Annotated in this window: 15 protein-coding genes; 10 read left to right on the top strand and 5 right to left on the bottom strand. The window is 65.9% G+C overall.

Going from position 1 to position 19,930, the window contains the following annotated elements; genetic code table 11:
• Positions 1 to 317 precede the first annotated feature (317 nt).
• Complete coding sequence (locus QPK31_RS12335; RefSeq protein ID WP_290423224.1) at positions 318 to 668, top strand: response regulator; 351 nt, start codon at positions 318 to 320, stop codon at positions 666 to 668.
• A 4-nt stretch (positions 669 to 672) separates the two neighbouring features.
• On the opposite strand, the gene QPK31_RS12330 is transcribed toward QPK31_RS12335, so the two are convergent.
• Entirely contained in the window at positions 673 to 1,059 is a 387-nt protein-coding gene (locus tag QPK31_RS12330) for a response regulator transcription factor (RefSeq protein WP_290423223.1), read from the bottom strand.
• Positions 1,060 to 1,061: 2 nt separating this feature from the next.
• Positions 1,062 to 2,804 (bottom strand): histidine kinase famiy protein, encoded by a 1,743-nt coding sequence (locus QPK31_RS12325; RefSeq protein WP_290423222.1) that lies wholly within the window; start codon positions 2,802 to 2,804, stop codon positions 1,062 to 1,064.
• A 249-nt stretch (positions 2,805 to 3,053) separates the two neighbouring features.
• Between QPK31_RS12325 and QPK31_RS12320 the strand changes: the two genes are divergently transcribed.
• Together QPK31_RS12320 and QPK31_RS12315 are read left to right on the top strand one after the other, a co-directional pair.
• A complete protein-coding gene (locus QPK31_RS12320) occupies positions 3,054 to 7,211 on the top strand; it encodes a CheR family methyltransferase (protein ID WP_290423221.1) in 4,158 nt (1,385 codons plus the stop codon).
• Between the two features lie 164 nt (positions 7,212 to 7,375).
• On the top strand, positions 7,376 to 8,014 hold the full coding sequence (locus QPK31_RS12315) for a PEP-CTERM sorting domain-containing protein (RefSeq protein WP_290423220.1): 639 nt from the start codon (positions 7,376 to 7,378) through the stop codon (positions 8,012 to 8,014).
• Here QPK31_RS12315 and QPK31_RS12310 read toward each other — a convergent pair.
• The 3 genes from QPK31_RS12310 to cphA (QPK31_RS12300) all read right to left on the bottom strand — a co-directional run bounded on the left by QPK31_RS12310 (position 7,992) and on the right by cphA (QPK31_RS12300) (position 13,681).
• Positions 7,992 to 8,618, bottom strand: a complete 627-nt coding sequence (locus QPK31_RS12310; protein WP_290423219.1) for a LysE family translocator — start codon at positions 8,616 to 8,618, stop codon at positions 7,992 to 7,994. The genes QPK31_RS12315 and QPK31_RS12310 overlap by 23 nt on opposite strands.
• Before the next feature lie 230 nt (positions 8,619 to 8,848).
• Positions 8,849 to 11,422, bottom strand: coding sequence for a cyanophycin synthetase (gene cphA / locus QPK31_RS12305; protein WP_290423218.1), 2,574 nt, complete (start codon positions 11,420 to 11,422; stop codon positions 8,849 to 8,851).
• 84 nt (positions 11,423 to 11,506) lie between these two features.
• The gene (cphA, locus tag QPK31_RS12300) at positions 11,507 to 13,681 is read right to left on the bottom strand and encodes a cyanophycin synthetase (protein WP_290423217.1); all 2,175 of its coding nucleotides are present in this window, start codon (positions 13,679 to 13,681) and stop codon (positions 11,507 to 11,509) included.
• Positions 13,682 to 13,956: 275 nt separating this feature from the next.
• Here cphA (QPK31_RS12300) and QPK31_RS12295 point away from each other — a divergent pair, with 275 nt between their 5' ends.
• The 7 genes from QPK31_RS12295 (at position 13,957) to QPK31_RS12265 (ending at position 19,726) form a co-directional block, all read left to right on the top strand.
• Positions 13,957 to 16,242 carry an ABC transporter ATP-binding protein gene (locus QPK31_RS12295; RefSeq protein WP_290423216.1) on the top strand — a complete coding sequence of 762 codons (2,286 nt, stop codon included), beginning with the start codon at positions 13,957 to 13,959 and terminating at the stop codon, positions 16,240 to 16,242.
• A gap of 3 nt (positions 16,243 to 16,245) precedes the next feature.
• Positions 16,246 to 16,713 carry a DUF1854 domain-containing protein gene (locus QPK31_RS12290; RefSeq protein WP_229438883.1) on the top strand — a complete coding sequence of 156 codons (468 nt, stop codon included), beginning with the start codon at positions 16,246 to 16,248 and terminating at the stop codon, positions 16,711 to 16,713.
• Between the two features lie 149 nt (positions 16,714 to 16,862).
• Positions 16,863 to 17,762 (top strand): serine aminopeptidase domain-containing protein, encoded by a 900-nt coding sequence (locus QPK31_RS12285; protein ID WP_290423215.1) that lies wholly within the window; start codon positions 16,863 to 16,865, stop codon positions 17,760 to 17,762.
• Positions 17,759 to 18,205 (top strand): MarR family winged helix-turn-helix transcriptional regulator, encoded by a 447-nt coding sequence (locus tag QPK31_RS12280; RefSeq protein ID WP_290423214.1) that lies wholly within the window; start codon positions 17,759 to 17,761, stop codon positions 18,203 to 18,205. Before QPK31_RS12285 ends, QPK31_RS12280 begins: the two co-directional genes overlap by 4 nt.
• Positions 18,206 to 18,275: 70 nt before the next feature.
• Positions 18,276 to 18,686 carry a GFA family protein gene (locus QPK31_RS12275; protein WP_290423213.1) on the top strand — a complete coding sequence of 137 codons (411 nt, stop codon included), beginning with the start codon at positions 18,276 to 18,278 and terminating at the stop codon, positions 18,684 to 18,686.
• An 87-nt stretch (positions 18,687 to 18,773) separates the two neighbouring features.
• Entirely contained in the window at positions 18,774 to 19,310 is a 537-nt protein-coding gene (locus QPK31_RS12270; RefSeq protein WP_290423212.1) for a pyridoxamine 5'-phosphate oxidase family protein, read from the top strand.
• 29 nt (positions 19,311 to 19,339) lie between these two features.
• The gene (locus tag QPK31_RS12265) at positions 19,340 to 19,726 is read left to right on the top strand and encodes a VOC family protein (protein WP_290423211.1); all 387 of its coding nucleotides are present in this window, start codon (positions 19,340 to 19,342) and stop codon (positions 19,724 to 19,726) included.
• Positions 19,727 to 19,930: the final 204 nt, after the last annotated feature.

Here is a 19,930-nt window from a genome sequence, read left to right as displayed (position 1 = left end):
GTTCACGGCGTAGTATTTGGCGTAGGTTCTTCTATCCTATCTTGCTCTCTATAGGAGAATACGCTGCTGCATCATGGGCGTGACTTTTTCCGTGGCGCTGTTCTTGACGGCGGCGGCGTTGATTTCGGATGGAACGGTGGTCATGTCGGTTGTGTTCGGTACGGCGGGGCAGGGGATGCCAGGACCGCCATTTTAACCGCATCGGCTGGACAGCGCCCCATGAATGGTCGTGCTCTCCTGTATTGACTATGTTGGACAGCGTACGGAAAAAATATTTCCGCATCGATATGATCAGCCCATAAAAAAAGGGGTGCCCAATGGCTAATGACAACAAAAACATATTGATCCTGGAACGCGACGAACACGTCGCCGAGACCGTCTGCAGCATGGCTGAAATGCTCGGCTACCGCACGCGCGTGTGCGACAGCACCGATGGCGCGCTGACCGAGCTGACCCGCAAGCACTACGACGTGGTGATCACCAACCGCGTCCTGAAGAACCCGACCGTCTCGCTGCCCTGGCTGATCCGCGCGGTGCAGCCGGACGCGCGCATCGTCGTCACCACGGCCTGGCTGGCCGAGCAGGAAGCCGCCGTTCCGGCCGACCGCCTGCTGCAGAAACCCTTCACGCTGAACGACCTGCACCAGGCCATCGGCATGCCGCAGTAAGCGCCTACTCCGGTGCTGACGGCCGGTTCAGCGCCATCGTCGCGGCATTCAACAGCAGGTCGTTCACCAGCGCCACCAGTTCCTCGGCCGCCACCGGTTTGTTCAGCACGCGCACGCCGGGAATCTGCACGCTCAGTTCGTTGCCGTAGGCCGAGACGATCAGCGCCGGCAAGTCAGGCTGCCGCCCGCGCAGGGCCAGGATCAATTCTTCGCCGTTCATGCCGGGCATGCGGAAATCGGTCACCAGCAGGTCGGCGGGTTCCGCGTCGAACAGCGCCAGGGCAGCGCGTCCGTCCGGCGCCGCGCGCACGGCAAAGCCCGCCTTGTCGAGATACCGCGCCAGGATGTAGCTGACGGCCGGATCGTCCTCGGCCAGGAGTATCCTTTTCAATTCTATCCTTCGTGCTGGAAGCCGGAAGCGGAGCCCGCTGGCGCCTCGCTTTTCAGCGCCAGGCGGATCCGTTCGGCCAGGTCGGCCAGGCGGTAGGGCTTGGCCATGGTCGTGTAGGTGGCGCCGGGCTGGGCCGAGACCGGCAATTCGTTCATGTAGCCAGTGGCGAGGAGTACGGGCACGCCGGGCTGGCGCTTGCGCACCAGTTCGGCCAGGCGCACGCCGTTCATCCCGCCCGGCATGATGATATCGCTGAACAGCAGGTCGATGTCGCCATAGCGCTCGACCAGTTCCATCGCTTCCTCGCCGCTCTGGGCCGCCAGCACCCGGTAGCCGAGTTCGCGCAGGTGGTGTTCGGCCAGTTCGCGCACGTCGTGGCTGTCGTCGACCACCAGGATGGTGCGCCTTCCGAGGATCGCCGCCGGGGTCCAGTTCATACCCTTGCCGCTCATGCGGTCGGCCATGATTTCCAGGCCCGACTGCTGGGCCAGCGGGAAGATCATGCGAATGGTCGTGCCTTCGCCCGGCACGCTGTCGATCTCCAGGCGGCCGTGCGATTGCTGGACGAAGCCGTGCACCATCGCCAGCCCCAGGCCGGTGCCCGGTCCCTTGGTGGTGAAGAAGGGTTCGGTGGCGCGCTGTGCCACTTCCGGCGGCATGCCCTGGCCCTTGTCGATCACGCAGATCACGACATAGGTGCCCGGCGCCAGGCCGTGGCGTTCCAGGCGCTCGCTGTCGACCATGGTCGAGGTGGCCACGGTGACCCGGCCGCCGTCCGGCATGGCGTCGCGTGCATTGATCAGCACGTTCAGCAGGGCCATTTCCATGTGGGTGGCGTCGAGCGTGCACGAGGGCAGGCCGGGTTTCAGGTCGAGGTGCAGGTCGACATTGTCGCCGAGGGTGCGCACCAGCATGTCGCTGAACTCGACCACCAGCGAATTCAGGTTCAGGCGCTTCGGCTCCAGGCGCTGCTTGCGGGCGAAGGTCAGCAGTTGCTGGGTCAGCTTGCTGGCCTTTTCGCTCGCCAGCTGGGCCCGTTCGATCGATTGCAGCGTGGCTTCCGGGTCGTGCACCGTGGTGGTGGCCACTTCCAGATTGCCGGCGACTACTTGCAGCAGGTTGTTGAAGTCGTGCGCCAGGCCGGCGGTGAGCTGGCCGATGGCTTCCATCTTCTGCGCCTGCAGATACGACTGCTCGGACACGCGGCGCCGCGTGATGTCCATCTGCGAGGCGAACCAGTACAGCAGCTTGCCGTCCTGGTCGAACACCGGGCCTGCGAACAGGCCGTTCCAGAACGGGCGGCCGTCGGCCTTGTAATTGAGGATGTCGACCGCCACCGCGCGCTGTTCCGCCACTGCCGCGCGCAGCTCGGCGACGGTGGCGGGGTCGGTCTGTTCGCCCTGCAGCAGGCGGCAGTTGCGGCCCAGGACTTCTTCCTCGCGGTACATGGTCAGGTCGAGGAAGGCGCCGTTCACGAACACGATCGGATTGTCGGGCTGGTTCGGGTCGGTCAGGACCATCGGCATGCGCGTCATTTCGATGGCGGCAAAGAAGACGTTGCCGCGGTCGTCCAGGCCGGGGCGCGAGATCTGGCTGGCCTGCCAATGGCGCACGGCGACTTCCCCGATCGGGTGGTAGCTGTTGCCCTCCAGCTTGCCAAGCGCGGGCACGCCCTGGCTCTGGCCGCCGCCTTCCTGTTCGTGCGGAAGGTTCTCGCGTTCGTCTTTCGAGCTGCCGGTCGTCATGCTGGACTTCTCCATGGGGTGGTGGATGGGAGGCCAGGCGATTCGACCCCGTGGGATTATAACAATATGCAAAGATGGTAATCCGCTGGCTTGCCTGTACACGCGGAACAACTGGTAAGGTGAAATAACGAACAGGAATGTTCCCAGAGGCGTGTAAAAAGACTATTTTTTCCCAATCTGGCCCAACATCGTGTCGGATCGTCTAGACTCGCGCTTATCAATTCAGATGCACTTTCAAGCGCACACAGCATGTACGATCCCGGAAACGCACCGAGCACCCCTCCAACCGAACCCGGCATCGTGCCGAGCAGGGTCGACTTTCCGGTGGTCGGCATCGGCGCCTCGGCCGGCGGCCTGCCGGCGCTGGTGCGCCTGTTCGAGAACATGCCGGCGGTGCACGAGATGGCCTTCGTGGTCATCCTGCACCTGTCGCCCAAGCATCCGAGTTCGGCCGCGGCGATCCTGCAGCGCGCCACGCGCATGCCGGTGATCCAGGTGACTTCGCAGGTCAAGATCGAACCAGGCAACGTGTATGTGATCGCACCGAACCAGCACATGTCGATGATGGATGGCCTGCTGCTGGTCGACGAACTCCAGCGTCCGCGCGGCAAGCACATTGCCATCGACATGTTCTTCCGTACCCTGGCCGAGGTGCACCGCGAGCGCGCGGTCGCCATCGTGCTGTCGGGCACCGGCGCCGATGGCGCGGTCGGCCTGGCGCGGGTCAAGGAGCAGGGCGGGGTGACGCTGGCGCAGGCGCCCGCCGACGCCGAGCACGACGGCATGCCGAGTGCGGCGATCCGCACCGGCGCGGTCGACTTCGTCCTGCCCGCCATCGAGATTCCGCAAAAGCTGATCGAACTGTGGAACAACGCGCGCACCATCCAGATGCCGCCACCAGGCGACGGCGAAAAGTCGGTCGCCCACGTCACCCAGGGAGACGCCACCGCCAGCGCCGAGGATGCGCTGCAGGACATCATCGGCGCCTTGCTCAGCCATACCGGCCACGATTTCCGCCACTACAAGCGCGCCACGGTGCTGCGCCGCATCGAACGGCGCCTGCAGGTGCGCGCGGTGCAGACCCTGCCCGAATACCGCGACCTGCTCCAGGCCGACCCGGGCGAGCACAAGCTGTTGCTCGACGACATGCTGATCGGCGTGACCAATTTCTTCCGCGACCGGGAAGCCTTCGAATCGCTCGAGCGCGACGTGATTCCCGAACTGTTCAAGGACAAGGGGCCGACCGACGAGGTGCGCGCCTGGGTGGCCGCCTGCGCCACCGGCGAGGAAGCGTATTCGCTGGCCATGCTGATGGCCGACCAGGCCGAGCTGATGGAGCACCCGCCGGCCTTCCAGGTGTTCGCGTCCGACATCGACGACGGCGCGATCGATGCCGCGCGCTCGGGCAATTATCCGGCCTCGATCATCACCGACGTCGCGCCGACCCGCCTGCGCCAGCACTTCAACAAGGAAGACGACCGCTACCGCATTCGCAAGACCCTGCGCGACCGCATCCTGTTCGCCTCGCACAACCTGCTGCGCGACCCGCCGTTCTCGCGCCTGGACATGATTTCCTGCCGCAACCTCCTGATCTACCTGAACCGCGAGGTCCAGGTGCGGGTGCTGCAGACTTTTCACTTCGCGCTGAAGCCGGGCGGCTACCTTTTCCTGGGCATTTCCGAGTCGGCCGAATCGGTGTCCGATTACTTCATCCCGGTCGACAAGAAGAACCGCGTCTACCGCGCGCGCGGCGGCACCCGCCCGATGCATTACCAGAGCCCGACCTCGGCCGTGTTCGGCGCGCGCCTGCCGGAAGTGAGCCGGGCCAAGCCGGTCGGCAAGCGCCAGTTCTCGTATGCCGAACTGCACCAGCGCGCCCTGGCCCAGTACGCACCGCCGTCGGCCGTGATCGACGGCGAAGGCAACATCGTGCACATGTCGGAGCAGGCCGGTCGCTTCCTGCGCATGGCCGGCGGCGAACCGTCGCGCAACCTGCTGACGCTGGTGCTGCCTGAACTGCGCCTGGAACTGCGCTCGGCCATGTACCAGGCCACGCAAAGCCACGCCAGCATCGAATGCCGCCCGATCGAGCTGCAGGAGCAGAAGGAACTGGGCATCATCGCGATGGCGGTGCGGCCTTTCCGCGACGACGAAGCCGAGACCGACTTCCTGCTGGTGGTCTTCAACCGTGTCGAGCACCTGCCCGAACGCGCCTTGCCGGCGCGCCCGAACGGCAGCCACGACGTGGTGCTGAACCAGCTCGAGGCCGAGCTGCAACGCAAGCGCGAGCAGCTGCAGGAAACCATCGAGAATGCCGAAGTCTCGACCGAGGAACTGCGCGCCTCGAACGAGGAGCTGCAGGCAATTAATGAGGAACTGCGCTCGGCCACCGAGGAACTCGAAACCAGCAAGGAAGAGCTGCAATCGGTGAACGAGGAACTCGTCACCGTGAATTACGAGCTGAAGGTGAAGGTCGAGGAAACCGGCAAGGCCAACGACGACCTGAACAACCTGATCGCGTCCACCGACATCGCCACCATCTTCGTCGATAGCGGCCTGCGCATCAAGCGCTTCACGCCGCGCGCGGCCGATCTGTTCTCGATCATCGCCTCCGACATCGGCCGCTCGCTGCTCGACCTGACCCACAAGCTCGATTACGACGACCTGGCTGCGGACGTCAGCGCCACCTTCGACACCCTGCGCCTGGTCGAGCGCGAAGTGCGCAGCAACGACGGCCGCTACTACATCGTGCGCCTGCTGCCCTACCGCACGAATGAGGACCGCATCGAAGGCGCGGTGATGACCTTCTTCGACATCACGCTGCGCCGCGAAGCCGAGGAACAGGCACGCGCCATCGAGGCGCGCATGCGCATGGTGGCCGAGAGCGCCAACGACTACGCCATCGTCACGATGGACGAGGACGGGCGCGCCACCAGCTGGAACAAGGGTGCGGAAACGCTGTTCGGCTATAGCGAGGGGGAGATCCTCGGCAGGACGCTGGAGCACCTGTTCGTGCCCGAAGACCGCGCCGCCGGCGTGCCGGCCGAGGAATTGCGCCGCGCCCGCGAGGACGGGCGCGCCGAGGACGAACGCTGGCACCTGCGCAAGGACTGCAGCCGCTTCTTCTGCAGTGGCGTGACCACCCCGCTGCGCAACGGCAACATGCACGGCTACGCGAAGATCGCGCGCGACGTCACGGCGCGCGAGCGCCAGGAGCAGGCGCGCGAGCAGGCATCCATGGTGCGCGAGCAGAACGTGCGCACCGATGCCGAGAGCGCGGCGGCCCTGAAGGACGAATTCCTGGCGGTGATGGCGCACGAACTGCGCCATCCGCTGAACATGATCAACATTAACGTCGAGCTGCTGGCGCGCATGCCGGAAATTCGCCAGTCGTCGGCTTTCCTGCGCGCCGCCACCATCATCCGCAGTTCGGTGATGAGCCAGGCGAAGATCATCGACGATTTGATGGACATGTCGCGCGTACGCACCGGCAAGCTGTCGCTGGCGATGGCGCCGGTGCTGCCCGACCTCGTGGTGCGCGGCATCGTCGAGGTGATGCGCGCCGATCCGGCCTCGCAGGACATCGCCATCGAGCTGGCCGGCAGCGCCGACGGCCTGTATGTGATGGCCGACGCCGTGCGCATCGAGCAGGTGCTGATGAATTTGCTGAGCAATGCGCTGAAGTTCACGCCGAAGGGCGGGCGCGTCGCGGTGCAGCTCGAGCGCGACGACGGCCTGCTGCGCATCGACGTCATCGACAGTGGCCAGGGCATCGCGCCATCCTTCCTGCCGCACGTGTTCGACATGTACGGCCAGAGCGTCTTGGTGACCACCCGTACCAAGGGCGGGCTGGGTATCGGGCTGGCGCTGGTGCGCGAGATCGTCGCGCTGCACGGCGGCCGGGTCGAGGCCTTCTCGGAAGGCGCGGGCAAGGGCGCGCGCTTCAGCGTCTGGCTGCCGCTGCTCGACAGCCACGCCTCGCCGCTGCCGGGCGGCGGCGGCGAGGGCGAGGACAGCATGGCCGGCCTGCGCATCTTGGTGGTCGACGACATGGAAGAGATGCTGCTGATCTTCAAGTCGCTGCTGGAGACGAGCGGGGCGACCGTGTTCGAGGCCACCGGCGCGCTGAAGGGGCTGGAGGTCCTGGAGCGCGAGCGGATCGATTTGCTGATCTCGGACGTCTCGATGCCCGAGATCGACGGCTACGAATTCCTGCGCCGCATCCGCGCCAATCCCAAGCTGGCGAAACTGCCGGCGATTGCGATCAGCGGCATGCGGCGCGACAGTGATATCGCGAATGCGCGGGCGGCGGGGTATTCGGCCCACCTCGGCAAGCCGGTGTCGGTGGAGCGCCTGAGCGCCATCGTGCACGATCTGCTGCCGCGCGGCGGGGCGGCGAAACGCTGAAGTGGCGTGGGCGCATCCGGGCGGTTACCGGCCGCCGGATGTCGCCAAGTTTTACATCCTGTGCCGCCAGATTTGACATCTCTCCGTAAGGCATTGATTTAGCGGAGGCTTCCGTCACAGGTGCAGAACTTGCTTTTCTTTCTTGGTCAACCGAAAGGAGAGCCATGAGCATGTTCCCGCACCGCCTTACCGCTTTGTTCCTTGCCTGCCTGGTGAGCGGCAGCGCCGGCGCCACCGTTGTTGCCAGCAATACCCGCTACGGCCTGTTCGACGGCAGCGAGGGCACGCGCAGCCTCAACGTGACCTACCACGGGTCGATCCTCGACCTGAACCTGATCCTCGACCTGGCCAAATGCGACGATCCGCCGATCGGCGCCGGCGGCGGCGCCTGCCGCGGTTTCGGCACGCCGTATGAAGACGAGTTCTCGATTGCGCTGGTGGCGCCGGACGGCACCACGGTCGACCTGGTGCGCGCCTACGACACCTATGCGCGCGGAAATGCGGGCGCCGGGCGCGTGCGCCTGAACTTCGACGACGAGGCGCTTGACGCCGCCGGGCCGCAACTGGCGTCGGGCAGCTTCCGCCCGGCCGGTTCGCTGGCCGCCTTCGACGGCATGGATGTGTATGGGCGCTGGACCCTGCAGATCCAGGATTTCTTCCCGGGCGACCCGCTCGAATTCTTCGCGGCGCGGCTGGATGTGGAAACCGATCCGCCGGCGCCGGTGCCGGAACCGGCGTCGCTGGCCTTGCTCGGCCTGGGGTTGCTGGGGCTGCGGCGCTTCAGCGGGCGACGATCAGCTTGATGCCAAGGGCAACGAAGACGGTGCCGGCGATCCGGTCCAGCCATTTGCCGGCGCCGGGCTTGCGGTTGAGCCAGGCGCCAATCGCCCCGGCGAAGTAGCCGAGCAGGCCGAACAGGATCGCCGCCTGCACGGTGAAGGTGACGCCCAGGGCCAGCATCTGGCCGGGCACGTTGCCGTTGGCGGGAATGACGAACTGCGGCAGCAGCGAGAGGAAGAACAGCACGACCTTCGGATTGATGGCGTTTGCCACCAGGCCTTTGGTAAACAGGCTGCGCAGCGATTGCGGGGCAGCGTTGCCGTCGCTTGCTTTCGAGCCGCCCTGGCTGCGCAGCGCGTTGTAGCCGAGCCAGACCAGGTACAGGCCGCCGCCCACGCGCAGGGCGGTGAAGGCGATCGGCGACGCGGCGATCAGGGCACTCACGCCGAGCACGGCCAGCAGGGTGTGGCTCAGGCAGCCGAGTGCGCAACCGAGGCCGAACACCATGCCCTGCTTGCGCCCCTTGGACATGCCCAGGCCCAGGACCATCAGGTTGTCGGGACCGGGGGAGGCGGTGATCAGGACGGCGGCGAGCAGGAAGCCCAGGAATTGTTCGGGTGCGAGCATAGGTGTGTTTTGGATGATCGGGGATGATGCCGGAATGGCGTAGCGTGGACGGCTCCGCCGTCCACGCGTTCAAACATGGCGTGATCCGCCGCGACGTTCGATTTTGCCGTGGTGAATCAAACGGCGCAAGGCACCATTTTCACGATTGTTCGAACGATGGTTGAACGCGTGGACGGCATAGCCGCCTCTCGTGGCCCGGTCCACCCTACGGCGTTAGCAGCCGATGTGAATCAGCGAGCCTCGGCGACACGCTTGGCGATGTGCGCCAAGGCTTCGTCGACCTGGTCGATCAGGATCAGGCACAGGTCCCCATCCGACAAGCGTTCCAGGGCGCGGTCGATCGCCACGAACTCGCCGTAGATTTCCTCCACGTGCTGCGTACGCGACGCACCCTGCAAGCCCTGGCGCAGCAGCGCCACGACTTCGCCATCAGCCCGCCCGCGCTGGCACTGGTCTTCATACAGCAGCACGTCGTCGAACGCCGCGCCGAGGATTTCGGTTTGCTGGCTGATGTCCTGGTCGCGGCGGTCGCCCGCGCCGCTGATCACCACCGAACGGCGCTTGGCCGGCATGTTCTCGACCGCCGACACCAGCGCCGCGATCGCGTCCGGATTGTGGCCATAGTCGGCAATCAGCGTCGCGCCGCGATAGTCGAACACGTTGAAACGCCCCGGCGCATTGTCGCTCTCGCCGACAAAGGTGCGCAGGCCGAGCGCGATCTTGTCCCAGTCGATGCCGACGCCCCAGGCCGCGGCCACCGAGGCCATCACGTTCTCGACCTGGAAGCCGATCACGCCGCCACGGGTGATCGGCACGTCCGCCAGCGGAATGCGGTGCTCGAACTTGCCCTGCGCGCAGACCAGGTGGCCATCTTCCACGAACACGGCGCGGCGGCCTTGCGCACGGTGCATTGCCATCAGCGGCAGGTTGCCGTCCTGGGCGAAGAAGGTGACGTCGCCGCGGGTGAAATTCGCCATGTCGGCCACGGTCGGGTCGGCGGCGTTCAGCACGGCCATGCCGCCTTCGGCGACGTTCTGCACGATCACGCGTTTCAGGACCGCCAGGTCTTCCAGCGTGGTGATGTAGTTCAGGCCGAGGTGATCCCCGGCGCCGATATTCGTCACCACCGCCACCTGGCAGCGATCGAAGGCCAGGCCTTCGCGCAGCAGGCCGCCGCGCGCGGTCTCGAAGACGGCGGCATCGACGTCCGGGTGCAGCAGCACGTTGCGCGCGCTGCGCGGGCCGCTGCAGTCGCCGCTGTCGATGCGGCGGCCTTCGATGTAGACGCCGTCGGTATTCGTCATGCCGGTGCGCAGGCCGGAGGCGGTGAGCAGGTGCGCGATCAGGCGCACGGTGGTGGTCTTGCCGTTGGTGCCGGTGACGGCGACCACCGGGATGCGGCCGTCGTCGCCGTCTTCATACAGCATGTCGACGATGGCTTCGCCGATGGCGCGCGGCTTGCCGAAGGAGGGCGCCAGGTGCATGCGCAGGCCCGGCGCGGCGTTCACTTCGACCACGCCGCCGTTCTGGTCTTCGATCGGTTTCAGCACGCTGTCGCACACCAGGTCGACGCCGCAGATGTCGAGGCCGACCATGTGGGCGGCGGCAATCGCACGCGCCGCGACTTCCGGGTGCACGTCGTCGGTGACGTCGGTGGCGGTGCCGCCGGTCGACAGGTTCGCGTTGTTGCGCAGGATGACGCGCTTGCCCTTGGGCGGCACTGAGTCGGCGTCCATGCCCTGCGTGGCCAGGCTGGCCAGGGCAATGTCGTCGAAGCGGATCTTGGTGAGCGAGGTCGAGTGGCCGTTGCCGCGGCGCGGGTCCTGGTTGACGATGTCGACCAGCTGCTGGACGGAATGCACGCCGTCGCCGGTGACGTTCGGCGGTTCGCGGCGCGCGGCGGCCACCAGCTTGTCGCCGATGACGAGCAGGCGGTAATCGTGGCCGGGCAGGTAGCGCTCGACCATGATGTCGTCGCGGAATTCGCTGGCCGCATGGAAGCCGGCGGTGATCTGCTCTTTCGTCGTGATGTTGACCGTCACGCCCTTGCCCTGGTTGCCGTCCTTCGGCTTGACCACGACCGGCAGGCCGATTTCCTGGGCCGCGGCCCAGGCGTCGTCCGGATCGGTGACGGTGCGGCCATGCGGCACCGGCACACCGGCGGCGTCGAGCAGCTTCTTGGTCAGTTCCTTGTCCTGGGCGATGGTCTCGGCAATCGCGCCGGTGGCATCGATCTCGGCGGCCTGGATGCGGCGCTGCTTGCTGCCCCAGCCGAACATCACCAGGCTGCCTTCGGTCAGGCGGCGGAAGGGGATGTTGCGGGCCACGGCGGCCTGCACGATCGAGCCGGTGGACGGGCCGAGGCGCACGTCTTCGTCGAGGTCGCGCAGCTGGGTGAGGGCGTCCTGCAAATCGAAAGGCGCGTCATTGCGCGCGGCCGCGATCAGGTTTTCCGCCAGCATGAGGGCCAGGCGGCCGACGTCTTCCTCGCTGTACTCGACCACCACCTGGTAGATGCCGCGTTCCAGCGTGGCGGTGGTGCGGCTGAAGGTGACCGGGCAGCCGGCCTGCGCCTGCAGGTCGAGCGTGACCACTTCGAGCACGTGGGCCAGCGGGATGGTGTCGTCGTGGCCGAGCGGCTGCAGCTGGCCGAGCTGGGGGAAGAGGGAGCGCAGGCGCGTCTCGAAGCCAGGCAAGGCGCCGATCGATTCCTCTTCCGGCGTGCAGGCGACGATCGCCTCGACCGAGGTGTGGTGGCTCCAGAGATTGGGGCCACGCAGGGCCCGTACGCGAGATACTTCCATAAAACTGTAATCCTTAAATGTGGGCCGCCCCCTTGGCGCAGGGCGGCGGGCGGCTGCCGGTCTCGAAAACCAGCCCGCTCTTCTTCAATAAATCGTTTTCTTCGGCGTGGCGTCGAAGGCGCGCAGGCCGCCGCAGATCAGGTCGTGCTGCAGGCCCAGCGCCCAGGCGGCGGCCGTCGCGGCCAGCACGCTGGCCGGATGCTTGACGGTGGCCGGCTTGATCTTCGCGAGGTCGAGCAGGGCGGTTTCCTCAAGGCCGTCGGCCAGCATGATGCGGTTGTCGCGCGCGAACACGGCGCGCTCGCCGCTTGCCCTGTGCGCCACGATGGTCGGGTTGTGTTCGTCCATCGCGTAGAAGATCACGCGGCCGTCGGACAGTTCGGCCAGCTTCACCACTTCCGGATCGGCGGCGTTCAGCACGGCCGCACCGCTGGACAGGATCACGTCGACCTGGCTGCGCACCACGTTGGCCAGCGCCTCATCGTCGTTGATGTGCAGGTCGCGCACGTCGTCGAGCTTGCCCATGTCGGTGACCACGCCCACCGAGCAGCGGTCGTAGGGCAGGCCCTCCGTCAGGATGCTGCGCGCGTTCGATTCGAACACGGCCGCTTCCATGTTGCGGTTGATGAGCAGGCGCTCGCCGGCGGCAAAGCCGGTGCAATCGCCTTTCTGTACCTGGCGGCCGTCGAGGTAGAGGCCCTCGCCGTTCGCCACGCCGGCGTGCTTGCCGGCCGCGTTCAGCAGGCAGCCCAGCAGTTTCGCGATCAGGCTGCTGCCCAGGGTGCCGGTGACGCCGACGATCGGTATGCGGCCGGTTTCGGCATCAAGAAACAGGTGCTCGACGATGGCGGCGCCCACATTGCGCGGTTCGCCGCTGGCCGGCTTGATGTGGGCCAGCAGGCCGGGGCTGGCATTGACTTCGATGATGGCGCCGCGCTGCTCAAGCAGCGGCTTGGAGATGTCTTCGCAGACCAGGTCGATGCCGGCGATGTCGAGGCCGACCACGCGCGCGGCCAGGGCGGCGGCGTACGCCACGTCCGGATGCACGATATTGGTCACGTCGTCGGCGACGTTGCCGTTCGGCTGGATCAGCACGCGCTGGCCGTCCTGCGGGACCGCGTCCGGCGCCAGGCTCTGGCGCTGCAAATCGAGCAGGATCACCGCGTCCTTGGTGTCGATGCGGCCGAGCGGGAATTCCTCGCTGTCGCCACGGCGCGGGTCGATGTTGATCTGGCTGTCGCAGAGCTGGGCGACCGTGGATGTGCCGTCGCCCGTGACCCACAGCGCCTCGCCGCGTGCGGCGGCCACGACCTTCTTGCCGACCACCAGCAGGCGGTGCTCGTTGCCGGGAATGAAGCGCTCGACCAGCACGGCCGTGCTGTCGCCCTCGCTTGATGCGATGGCGTAGGCGGCGTGCACGTCCGCTTCCGTCATCAGGTTCAGGGTCACGCCGCGGCCATGGTTGCCGTCGACGGGTTTCACGACCACCGGCAGGCCGATGTCCTGGGCTTCTTCCCAGGCGGCGGCCGCGCTGCGCACCAGGGCGCCTTCCGGCACCGGCACGCCGCAGGAAGCAAGCAGGCTCTTGGTCAGGTCCTTGTCGCTGGCGATGCTTTCGCCGATGGCGCTGGTGCGGTCGGTCTCGGCGGTCCAGATGCGGCGCTGGGCGGCGCCGTGGCCGAGCTGCACCAGGTTGCCTTCGGTCAGGCGGATCGAGGGAATGCGGCGGTCGGTGGCGGCGTCGACGATGTTGGCGGTGGACGGGCCCAGGCAGTAGCGGTCGACCAGCTCGGTCAGGCGGGTCACGGTGCCGGCCATGTCGAAGGCGTCGTCGTTGATGGCCGCCATCAGCAGGCGGTGGCCGGCTTCCAGTGCGGCGCGGCCGACCACGGCGTCGCGCGTGCGGAAGGCCATCTTGTAGACGCCGTGTTGTCCGGTGGAGCGGGTCTTGCCGAAGCCGGTCTTCATGCCGGCCAGGTTCTGCAACTCCAGCACGACGTGCTCGAGGATGTGGCCGGCCCAGGTGCCGCCATGCAGGCGCTCGATGAAGCCGCCGCGCTCGCCGACGCCGCAGCGGTGTTCGATCAGGCCGGGCAGCCAGGTCGTCAGGCGCTCGGTCAATCCAGGCAGTTTATCCGAGGGGAAGTCTTCCAGCTCGCCGATATCGAGCCAGGCCTCGAGTACGGGACGGTAGGTCCAGATGTTCGGGCCGCGCAAATGAGTCACACGGAGAAACTTGATGTCGTTCTTTTTCGTCATGTATCGATGTCTTGCCGCCGGTGTCTGCACGACCACCATATTGGCGTTGCCTATGTTTTTCTGCCTGTGCGCTACCGCACCCAAACACGGTGCTGTGGAACGCATTTTGTGTATACTTGCCGGCCATTTCCAGCCATGCACCGGTTTCCCGGGCGCCGTGCTAGGGTATTTCCACCCGCTAGCGACGAATATTTCCTTGTTCTACGTAAACCGCTGAGCCGGTCACTGCGTTACTCCTCTATTCAGAACTTGCCTGACCAAGGCGGCATCACACAATGACAACTCAACAACTTGCTGTTCCGACTACCCTGGCGGTCGCTGCCAGTTTCCTGCCCGATGCGTGGCAGGATGATGTTCGGAAACAGCTTGCACCAGGGGAAAACGTTTTAAGTAGCGTGGAGGTTGACCTCGATGCGAAATTACGTTTCGTGAAGGGCCTCCTGGTCGTCACCAACCGCCGTTTACTGAGCCGCGCCCCTGGCGAATCGGCCTGGCGCGACTGGGCTTACCGCCCCGGCCTGGCGCTGCGCCACCACGATCATGCCGGCGTTGGCCACCTGGAGCTGGTGGATGAGCACGCCTTACTGGCGTCCTGGCGGTTTACGCTGGGCCAGAACCTGCACGCCATCCGCGCGGTCGATGCGTTTGCGGACCAGCTGAGGAGTGTATTGACAGGCGTCGCCGTGCAGCCGCCCGAGACCCACACCTGCCCGAGCTGCAAGGCGCCGCTCGAACCGGACCAGGAAGATTGCCCGATCTGCACCAAGGTGCTGCATACGCCGCCCTCCACCTGGACCCTGTTCCGGTTGTGGCGCTTCGCCCGGCCGTACAAGGTGCAGCTGCTGGTGGGCTTCCTGCTGATGCTGGGCTCGACGGCGGCGCACATGATTCCGCCGTATCTGACCAAGCCGCTGATGGACAATGTGCTGATTCCTTACCAGAACGGCCAGACCATCGACAACTCGCTCGTCTGGCTCTACATGGGCGGCCTGTTCGGTGCGTCGATGCTGGCCTGGGCGCTGGGCTGGGGCAAGACCTATGTGCTGGCGCTGGCCTCCGAGCGCATCAGCGCCGATTTGCGCTCGACCACCTATGAACACCTGCTGCGCCTGTCGCTCGAATACTTCGGCGGCAAGCGTACCGGCGACCTGATGAGCCGCATCGGCAGCGGTTCGGACCGGATCAGTGTCTTCCTGTCGCTGCACCTGCTCGACTTCTTGTCGGACGTGCTGCTCATCATCATGACCGGCGTGATCCTGTTCAGCATGAATCCCTGGCTGGCCCTGGTGACTCTGGTGCCGCTGCCCTTCATCGCCTGGATGATCCACGTGGTGCGCGACCGCCTGCGCACCGGCTTCGAGAAAATCGACCGCGTCTGGGGCGAAGTCACCAACGTGCTGGCCGATACGATTCCCGGCATCCGCGTGGTAAAGGCGTTCGCGCAAGAGAAGCGCGAGGCGCTGCGCTTCCGCGAAGCCAACAAGCACAACCTGGCCGTCAACGACAAGCTGAACCGGGTGTGGTCGCTGTTCTCGCCGACGGTGTCGCTGCTGACCGAACTGGGTTTGCTGGTGATCTGGATCTTCGGCATCTGGCAGGTCTCGCAGGGCGACATCACGGTCGGCACGCTGACCGCCTTCATCGCCTACAGCGGCCGCTTCTATGTGAAGCTCGATTCGATGAGCCGCATCGTCTCGGTGACGCAAAAGTCGGCCTCGGCGGCCAAGCGCATCTTCGACATCCTCGACCACGTGTCGAGCGTGCCGGACCCGGCCACGCCGGTGTCCGTGCCAAAGGTGCAGGGGAATATCGAATTGCGCGAAGTCGGCTTCCGCTACGGCAACCGCGCCGTGAATCGCGGCATTTCGCTCAACATCAAGGCTGGCGAGATGGTCGGCCTGGTCGGGCATAGCGGCTCGGGCAAGAGCACGCTGGTGAACCTGATCTGCCGCTTCTACGACGTGGCCGAAGGCGCGATCTTGCTCGATGGCGTCGACATCCGCTCGTTCGCCGTGGCCGACTACCGCCGGAATATCGGCCTGGTGCTGCAGGAACCTTTCCTGTTCTTCGGCACGATTGCCGAGAACATCGCCTACGGCAAGCCGCATGCGACGCGTGAAGAGGTCATCGCCGCCGCGCGTGCCGCCCACGCCCACGAATTCATCCTGCGCCTGCCGCAGGGCTACGATTCGATGGTGGGCGAGCGGGGGCAGGGCCTGTCGGGCGGCGAGCGCCAGCGCATCTCGATTGCGCGTGCACTCCTGATCGACCCGCCGATCCTGATCCTCGATGAGGCAACCTCGTCGGTGGACTCGGAAACCGAGAAGGAAATCCAGAAGGCGCTCGACAACCTGGTGCAGGGCCGCACCACGATCGCGATTGCCCACCGCCTGTCCACATTGCACCGCGCCGACCGCCTGGTCGTGCTCGACCGCGGCGTGGTGGTGGAAGAGGGCAGCCATGACGAACTGATGACGCGCGAAGGCGCCTACCACCGGCTGTATGAAGCGCAGGCGCGCAATGTCGACCAGGACATGGACGACGCCAACAAGGACGACTAAAGCATGAGCAATCCCATTCAACTGCGCCGCGACGCGTTCGGCAAACTGGTGTTCACGAGCGCCGAGGGCGAGGACTTTGTTGGCGTGATTCCGGTGCGCGCCTTTCCGATCCAGGCGCCGACCCGCGGCATTTCGCTGGTACGGGACGGCGGCAAGGAAGTAGCCTGGATCGACGACCTGGCCGAGCAGCCGGAAGCGATCCGCGCCTTGATCACCGAGGAACTCGAGGGGCGCGAATTCATTCCCGAGATCGAGACCATTCGCAGCGTGTCGAGCTTCGCCACGCCTTGCACCTGGTATGTGAAGACGGATCGCGGCGAGACCGAATTCGTGCTGAAGGTGGACGAGGATATCCGGCGTGTCGGCGAGGCCTCGCTGCTGATTGCGGACAGCCATGGCATCAATTTCCTGGTGCGGGACATGTTCAGGATCGACAAGGGAAGCAGGAAGATCCTCGACCGCTTCCTCTGATCGCACGCGTGCCCGAAGAGCCGCCCCGCCTGCATGGCGCGGGCGGCTTTGTCGTTTCTGGAGGCTTCCCTCGAATCGCCGGCCTGCGCCTTGCATGGACGACAAGTCGGTGCTAATGTCGTTAACACGTTAACTATCTCGGGGTCAAGATGACAACCGAAGCGATCCGCATTCCCATCACCGCCGCTGCCGATATCGGTGCGCGCCTGTTCGCCGCGTCCACGCCGCGCGGCGTGGTCCTGGTGCATCCCGCCACAGCGGTAACCCAAGGATATTACGAAGCCTTTGCCCGCTATCTGTGCGGCCTCGGCCTGCACGTGGTGACCTATGATTACCGGGGCACGGGCGCGTCGCGGCCGGCGCAGTTGCGCGGCTTCGAGGTCAGCATGTCGGACTGGATGCTGGAGGACGTTGGCGCTGTGACGCGCTGGGCGCGTTTGCGTTTTCCCGCCCTGCCTTTGCTGGCTGTCGGTCATAGCGTGGGCGGGCATGCGATCGGGATTTCTCCGGACACCGCCCATCTGCGCGCGGCCCTGCTGGTGGCCACCCACGCCGGCATCACCCGTACCATCCTCGGCCGTGCCGAGCGCCTGCGCGTGTGGTGTGTGATGCGCGTCCTGGCGCCCTTGCTGTGCGGTCTGCTCGGCTATATGCCCGGGCGGCGCATCGGCCTGGGCGAAGACTTGCCGCGCGGGGTGATGCTGGAATGGAGCCGCTGGACCACCTTGCCGCGCTATTTTTTCGACGATGCGGCGCTGGAGGCCGCGCGCCGGATGTCCCGGGTCGCCATTCCCTTGCTGGTGTTCGGTTTCGACGACGACCCTTGGGCCAATCCCGGGGCGATGGACATCCTGCTCTCGGGCTACACGTCGGCACCGCTGGAACGGCGCCAGTTCAACGCGCGCAGCCTCGGCTTGCCGGGCGTCGGCCACATGGGCTTCTTCAGGCGCCGCTGCGAGGCGACGCTGTGGCAGGAAGCGGGCGCCTGGCTGTTGCAGAAGCTTGCGGATGACACCGATACCGCCAAGGCAAACGGAGGCGCCGCATGAAAGCCGTGTCCAGGCCGCCGCGTTTCGTCTTCCTGATCAACCGCGCCCAGAAGGCCATCGCGCGCTGGATCGAGCGGCGCGACGGCGAATGGGAAGGCATCAGCCCGGCCCAGGTCGGCCTGCTGTTCGTGCTTGCCGCGCGCGACGAGGCCGCCATCGGCGAGATCGCGCAGGCGCTGGACGTGGCGCCTGCCGCGGTCACGAACCTGTCGAAACGCATGCAGGCGGCCGCGCTGGTCGAGCGCGTTGCCGATGAGCACGACGCGCGCCTGACGCGCCTGCGCCTGACCGCCGCCGGTGTCGATGCCAGCGTGCGCGCCAAGGCCGTACTGGCCGAGCTCAACGCGCGCTTGACGGCAGGGTTCAGCGCCGAGGAGCAGCAGGTCGTCGCGCGCTGGCTGGAGCATAGCGCGCGCGTGATGGGCGAGGACGCGGCGTCATGACGCGTTCCGCTTGAAGCCTGCCGCGCCCTGGCATATTCTGGACGTCCCTTATCGTCGAAAGGAGGCGGCCATGATCTTGCAGGGAGGATGTTTTTGCGGCGCGGTCCGCTACGTCATCGACGGCGACACCTTCAACAGCACCCTGTGCCATTGCAGCGACTGCCGCCGCATCGCCGGCGCCCCCGCAGTGGCCTGGGTCAGCGCCGCGATGGACAAGTTCCGCTTCTCCCAAGGCAACGCCACCACCTTCCGCTCCAGCGACCACGTCCTGCGCAGCTTCTGCTCCACCTGCGGCACCACGCTGACCTACCAGGACGACCGCTACCCCGACGAGCTCGACATCTCCACGGCCACCCTCGACGACCCGGCCGCCATCGCCCTCGGCGACCACACCTTCGTGGCCGAACGCCTGCCCTGGATGCAGTTGCACGATGGCCTGGCCGAATACCCGCGCACCCGCAGCGAAGGCCGGAACCCGTGACGATGCGACCGCCCGCGTGAGTCAGGGCACATACGGGAACATGTTGACGAGCTAGAGTGACCCATCGTTACCAACGAAGGAGAACCCATGGATTCGATCAACCAGCAGCAACCCGAACAGAACCGCAAGGACCTGCACGGCAACGACGCCCGTGCCCGCATCAAGGAAATGGCCGACGACGCCAAGACCTGCTTCTTCTCCACCCACGGCAGCCTGGGCGACAGCCGCGGCGTGCGTCCGATGAGCGTGCTGCAGGCCGACGACGACGGCACCCTGTGGTTCCTGAGCGCCATCGACAGCCACAAGAACGCCGAGCTGAAGGCCGACCCGAGCGTGAAACTCTACTTCCAGGTCGACAAGCATGCCGGTTTCCTGGAACTCGACGGCGTCGCGACGGTCTCACAGGACAAGGCGAAAATCAAGGAACTCTGGGACTTCACCCTGAAGACCTGGTTCACCGAAGGCGAGGACGACCCGCGCATCACCGTCATCGGCGTGACGCCGCGCGCCGGCTATTACTGGGACAACAAGCACGGCCAGGCCGTGGCCGGCGCCAAGATGCTGGTCGGCGCCGCCATCGGCAAGACGCTCGACGATTCCATCGAAGGGCGCCTGCTGCCGTAAGACCTGGCACGCCGCGAGCAGGGGGAAACATGATCGAGCTGGATCACTTCATCGTTTCCGCACGCGACCGCCATGCCGCGGCGCGCCTGCTCGCGCAACTGCTCGACGTCCCCTGGGAAGCCGAGCAGTTCGGCGTGTTTTCGCCGGTGCACATCAACCGCGGCCTGACGCTGGACTTCATCCAGACTGAAGGCCCATTCCCGGTCGAGCACTTCTGTTTCCGGGTCGGCGACGCCGAATTCGACGCCATTCTGCAACGCATCGAGGCGGCCGGCATTGCCTGGCGCAGCAGCGTACGCGGACCCGCGGACCGCCAGGTGGACACCAGCTACGGCGGACGCGGCATCTACTGGAACGAGCCGGAAGGCCACCAATGGGAAATGCTGACGGCCAGCTACGCGCGCAATACCAGTTGAGCTTGTTGTAGCGCAATTCTTGTCGGCATGACATACTGTAAGCGTGGTCTATATATCAACACATAAGTACCCACCCGTAAATAAATGTGTTTTTGGCTGCCATAACCGGCGCGTTGCTGCGTTGGCTCGTGCTTGCAGTGCTCGCACTGCGGCACACTCGCCGCCTTGCACCGCATCCGGTTATGTTTGCCAAAACTCACATTT

This window comes from Massilia sp. YIM B02769, from assembly GCF_030411995.1.
GTDB lineage: Bacteria > Pseudomonadota > Gammaproteobacteria > Burkholderiales > Burkholderiaceae_D > Telluria.
This window is presented reverse-complemented; position numbering and strand designations above follow the sequence as displayed.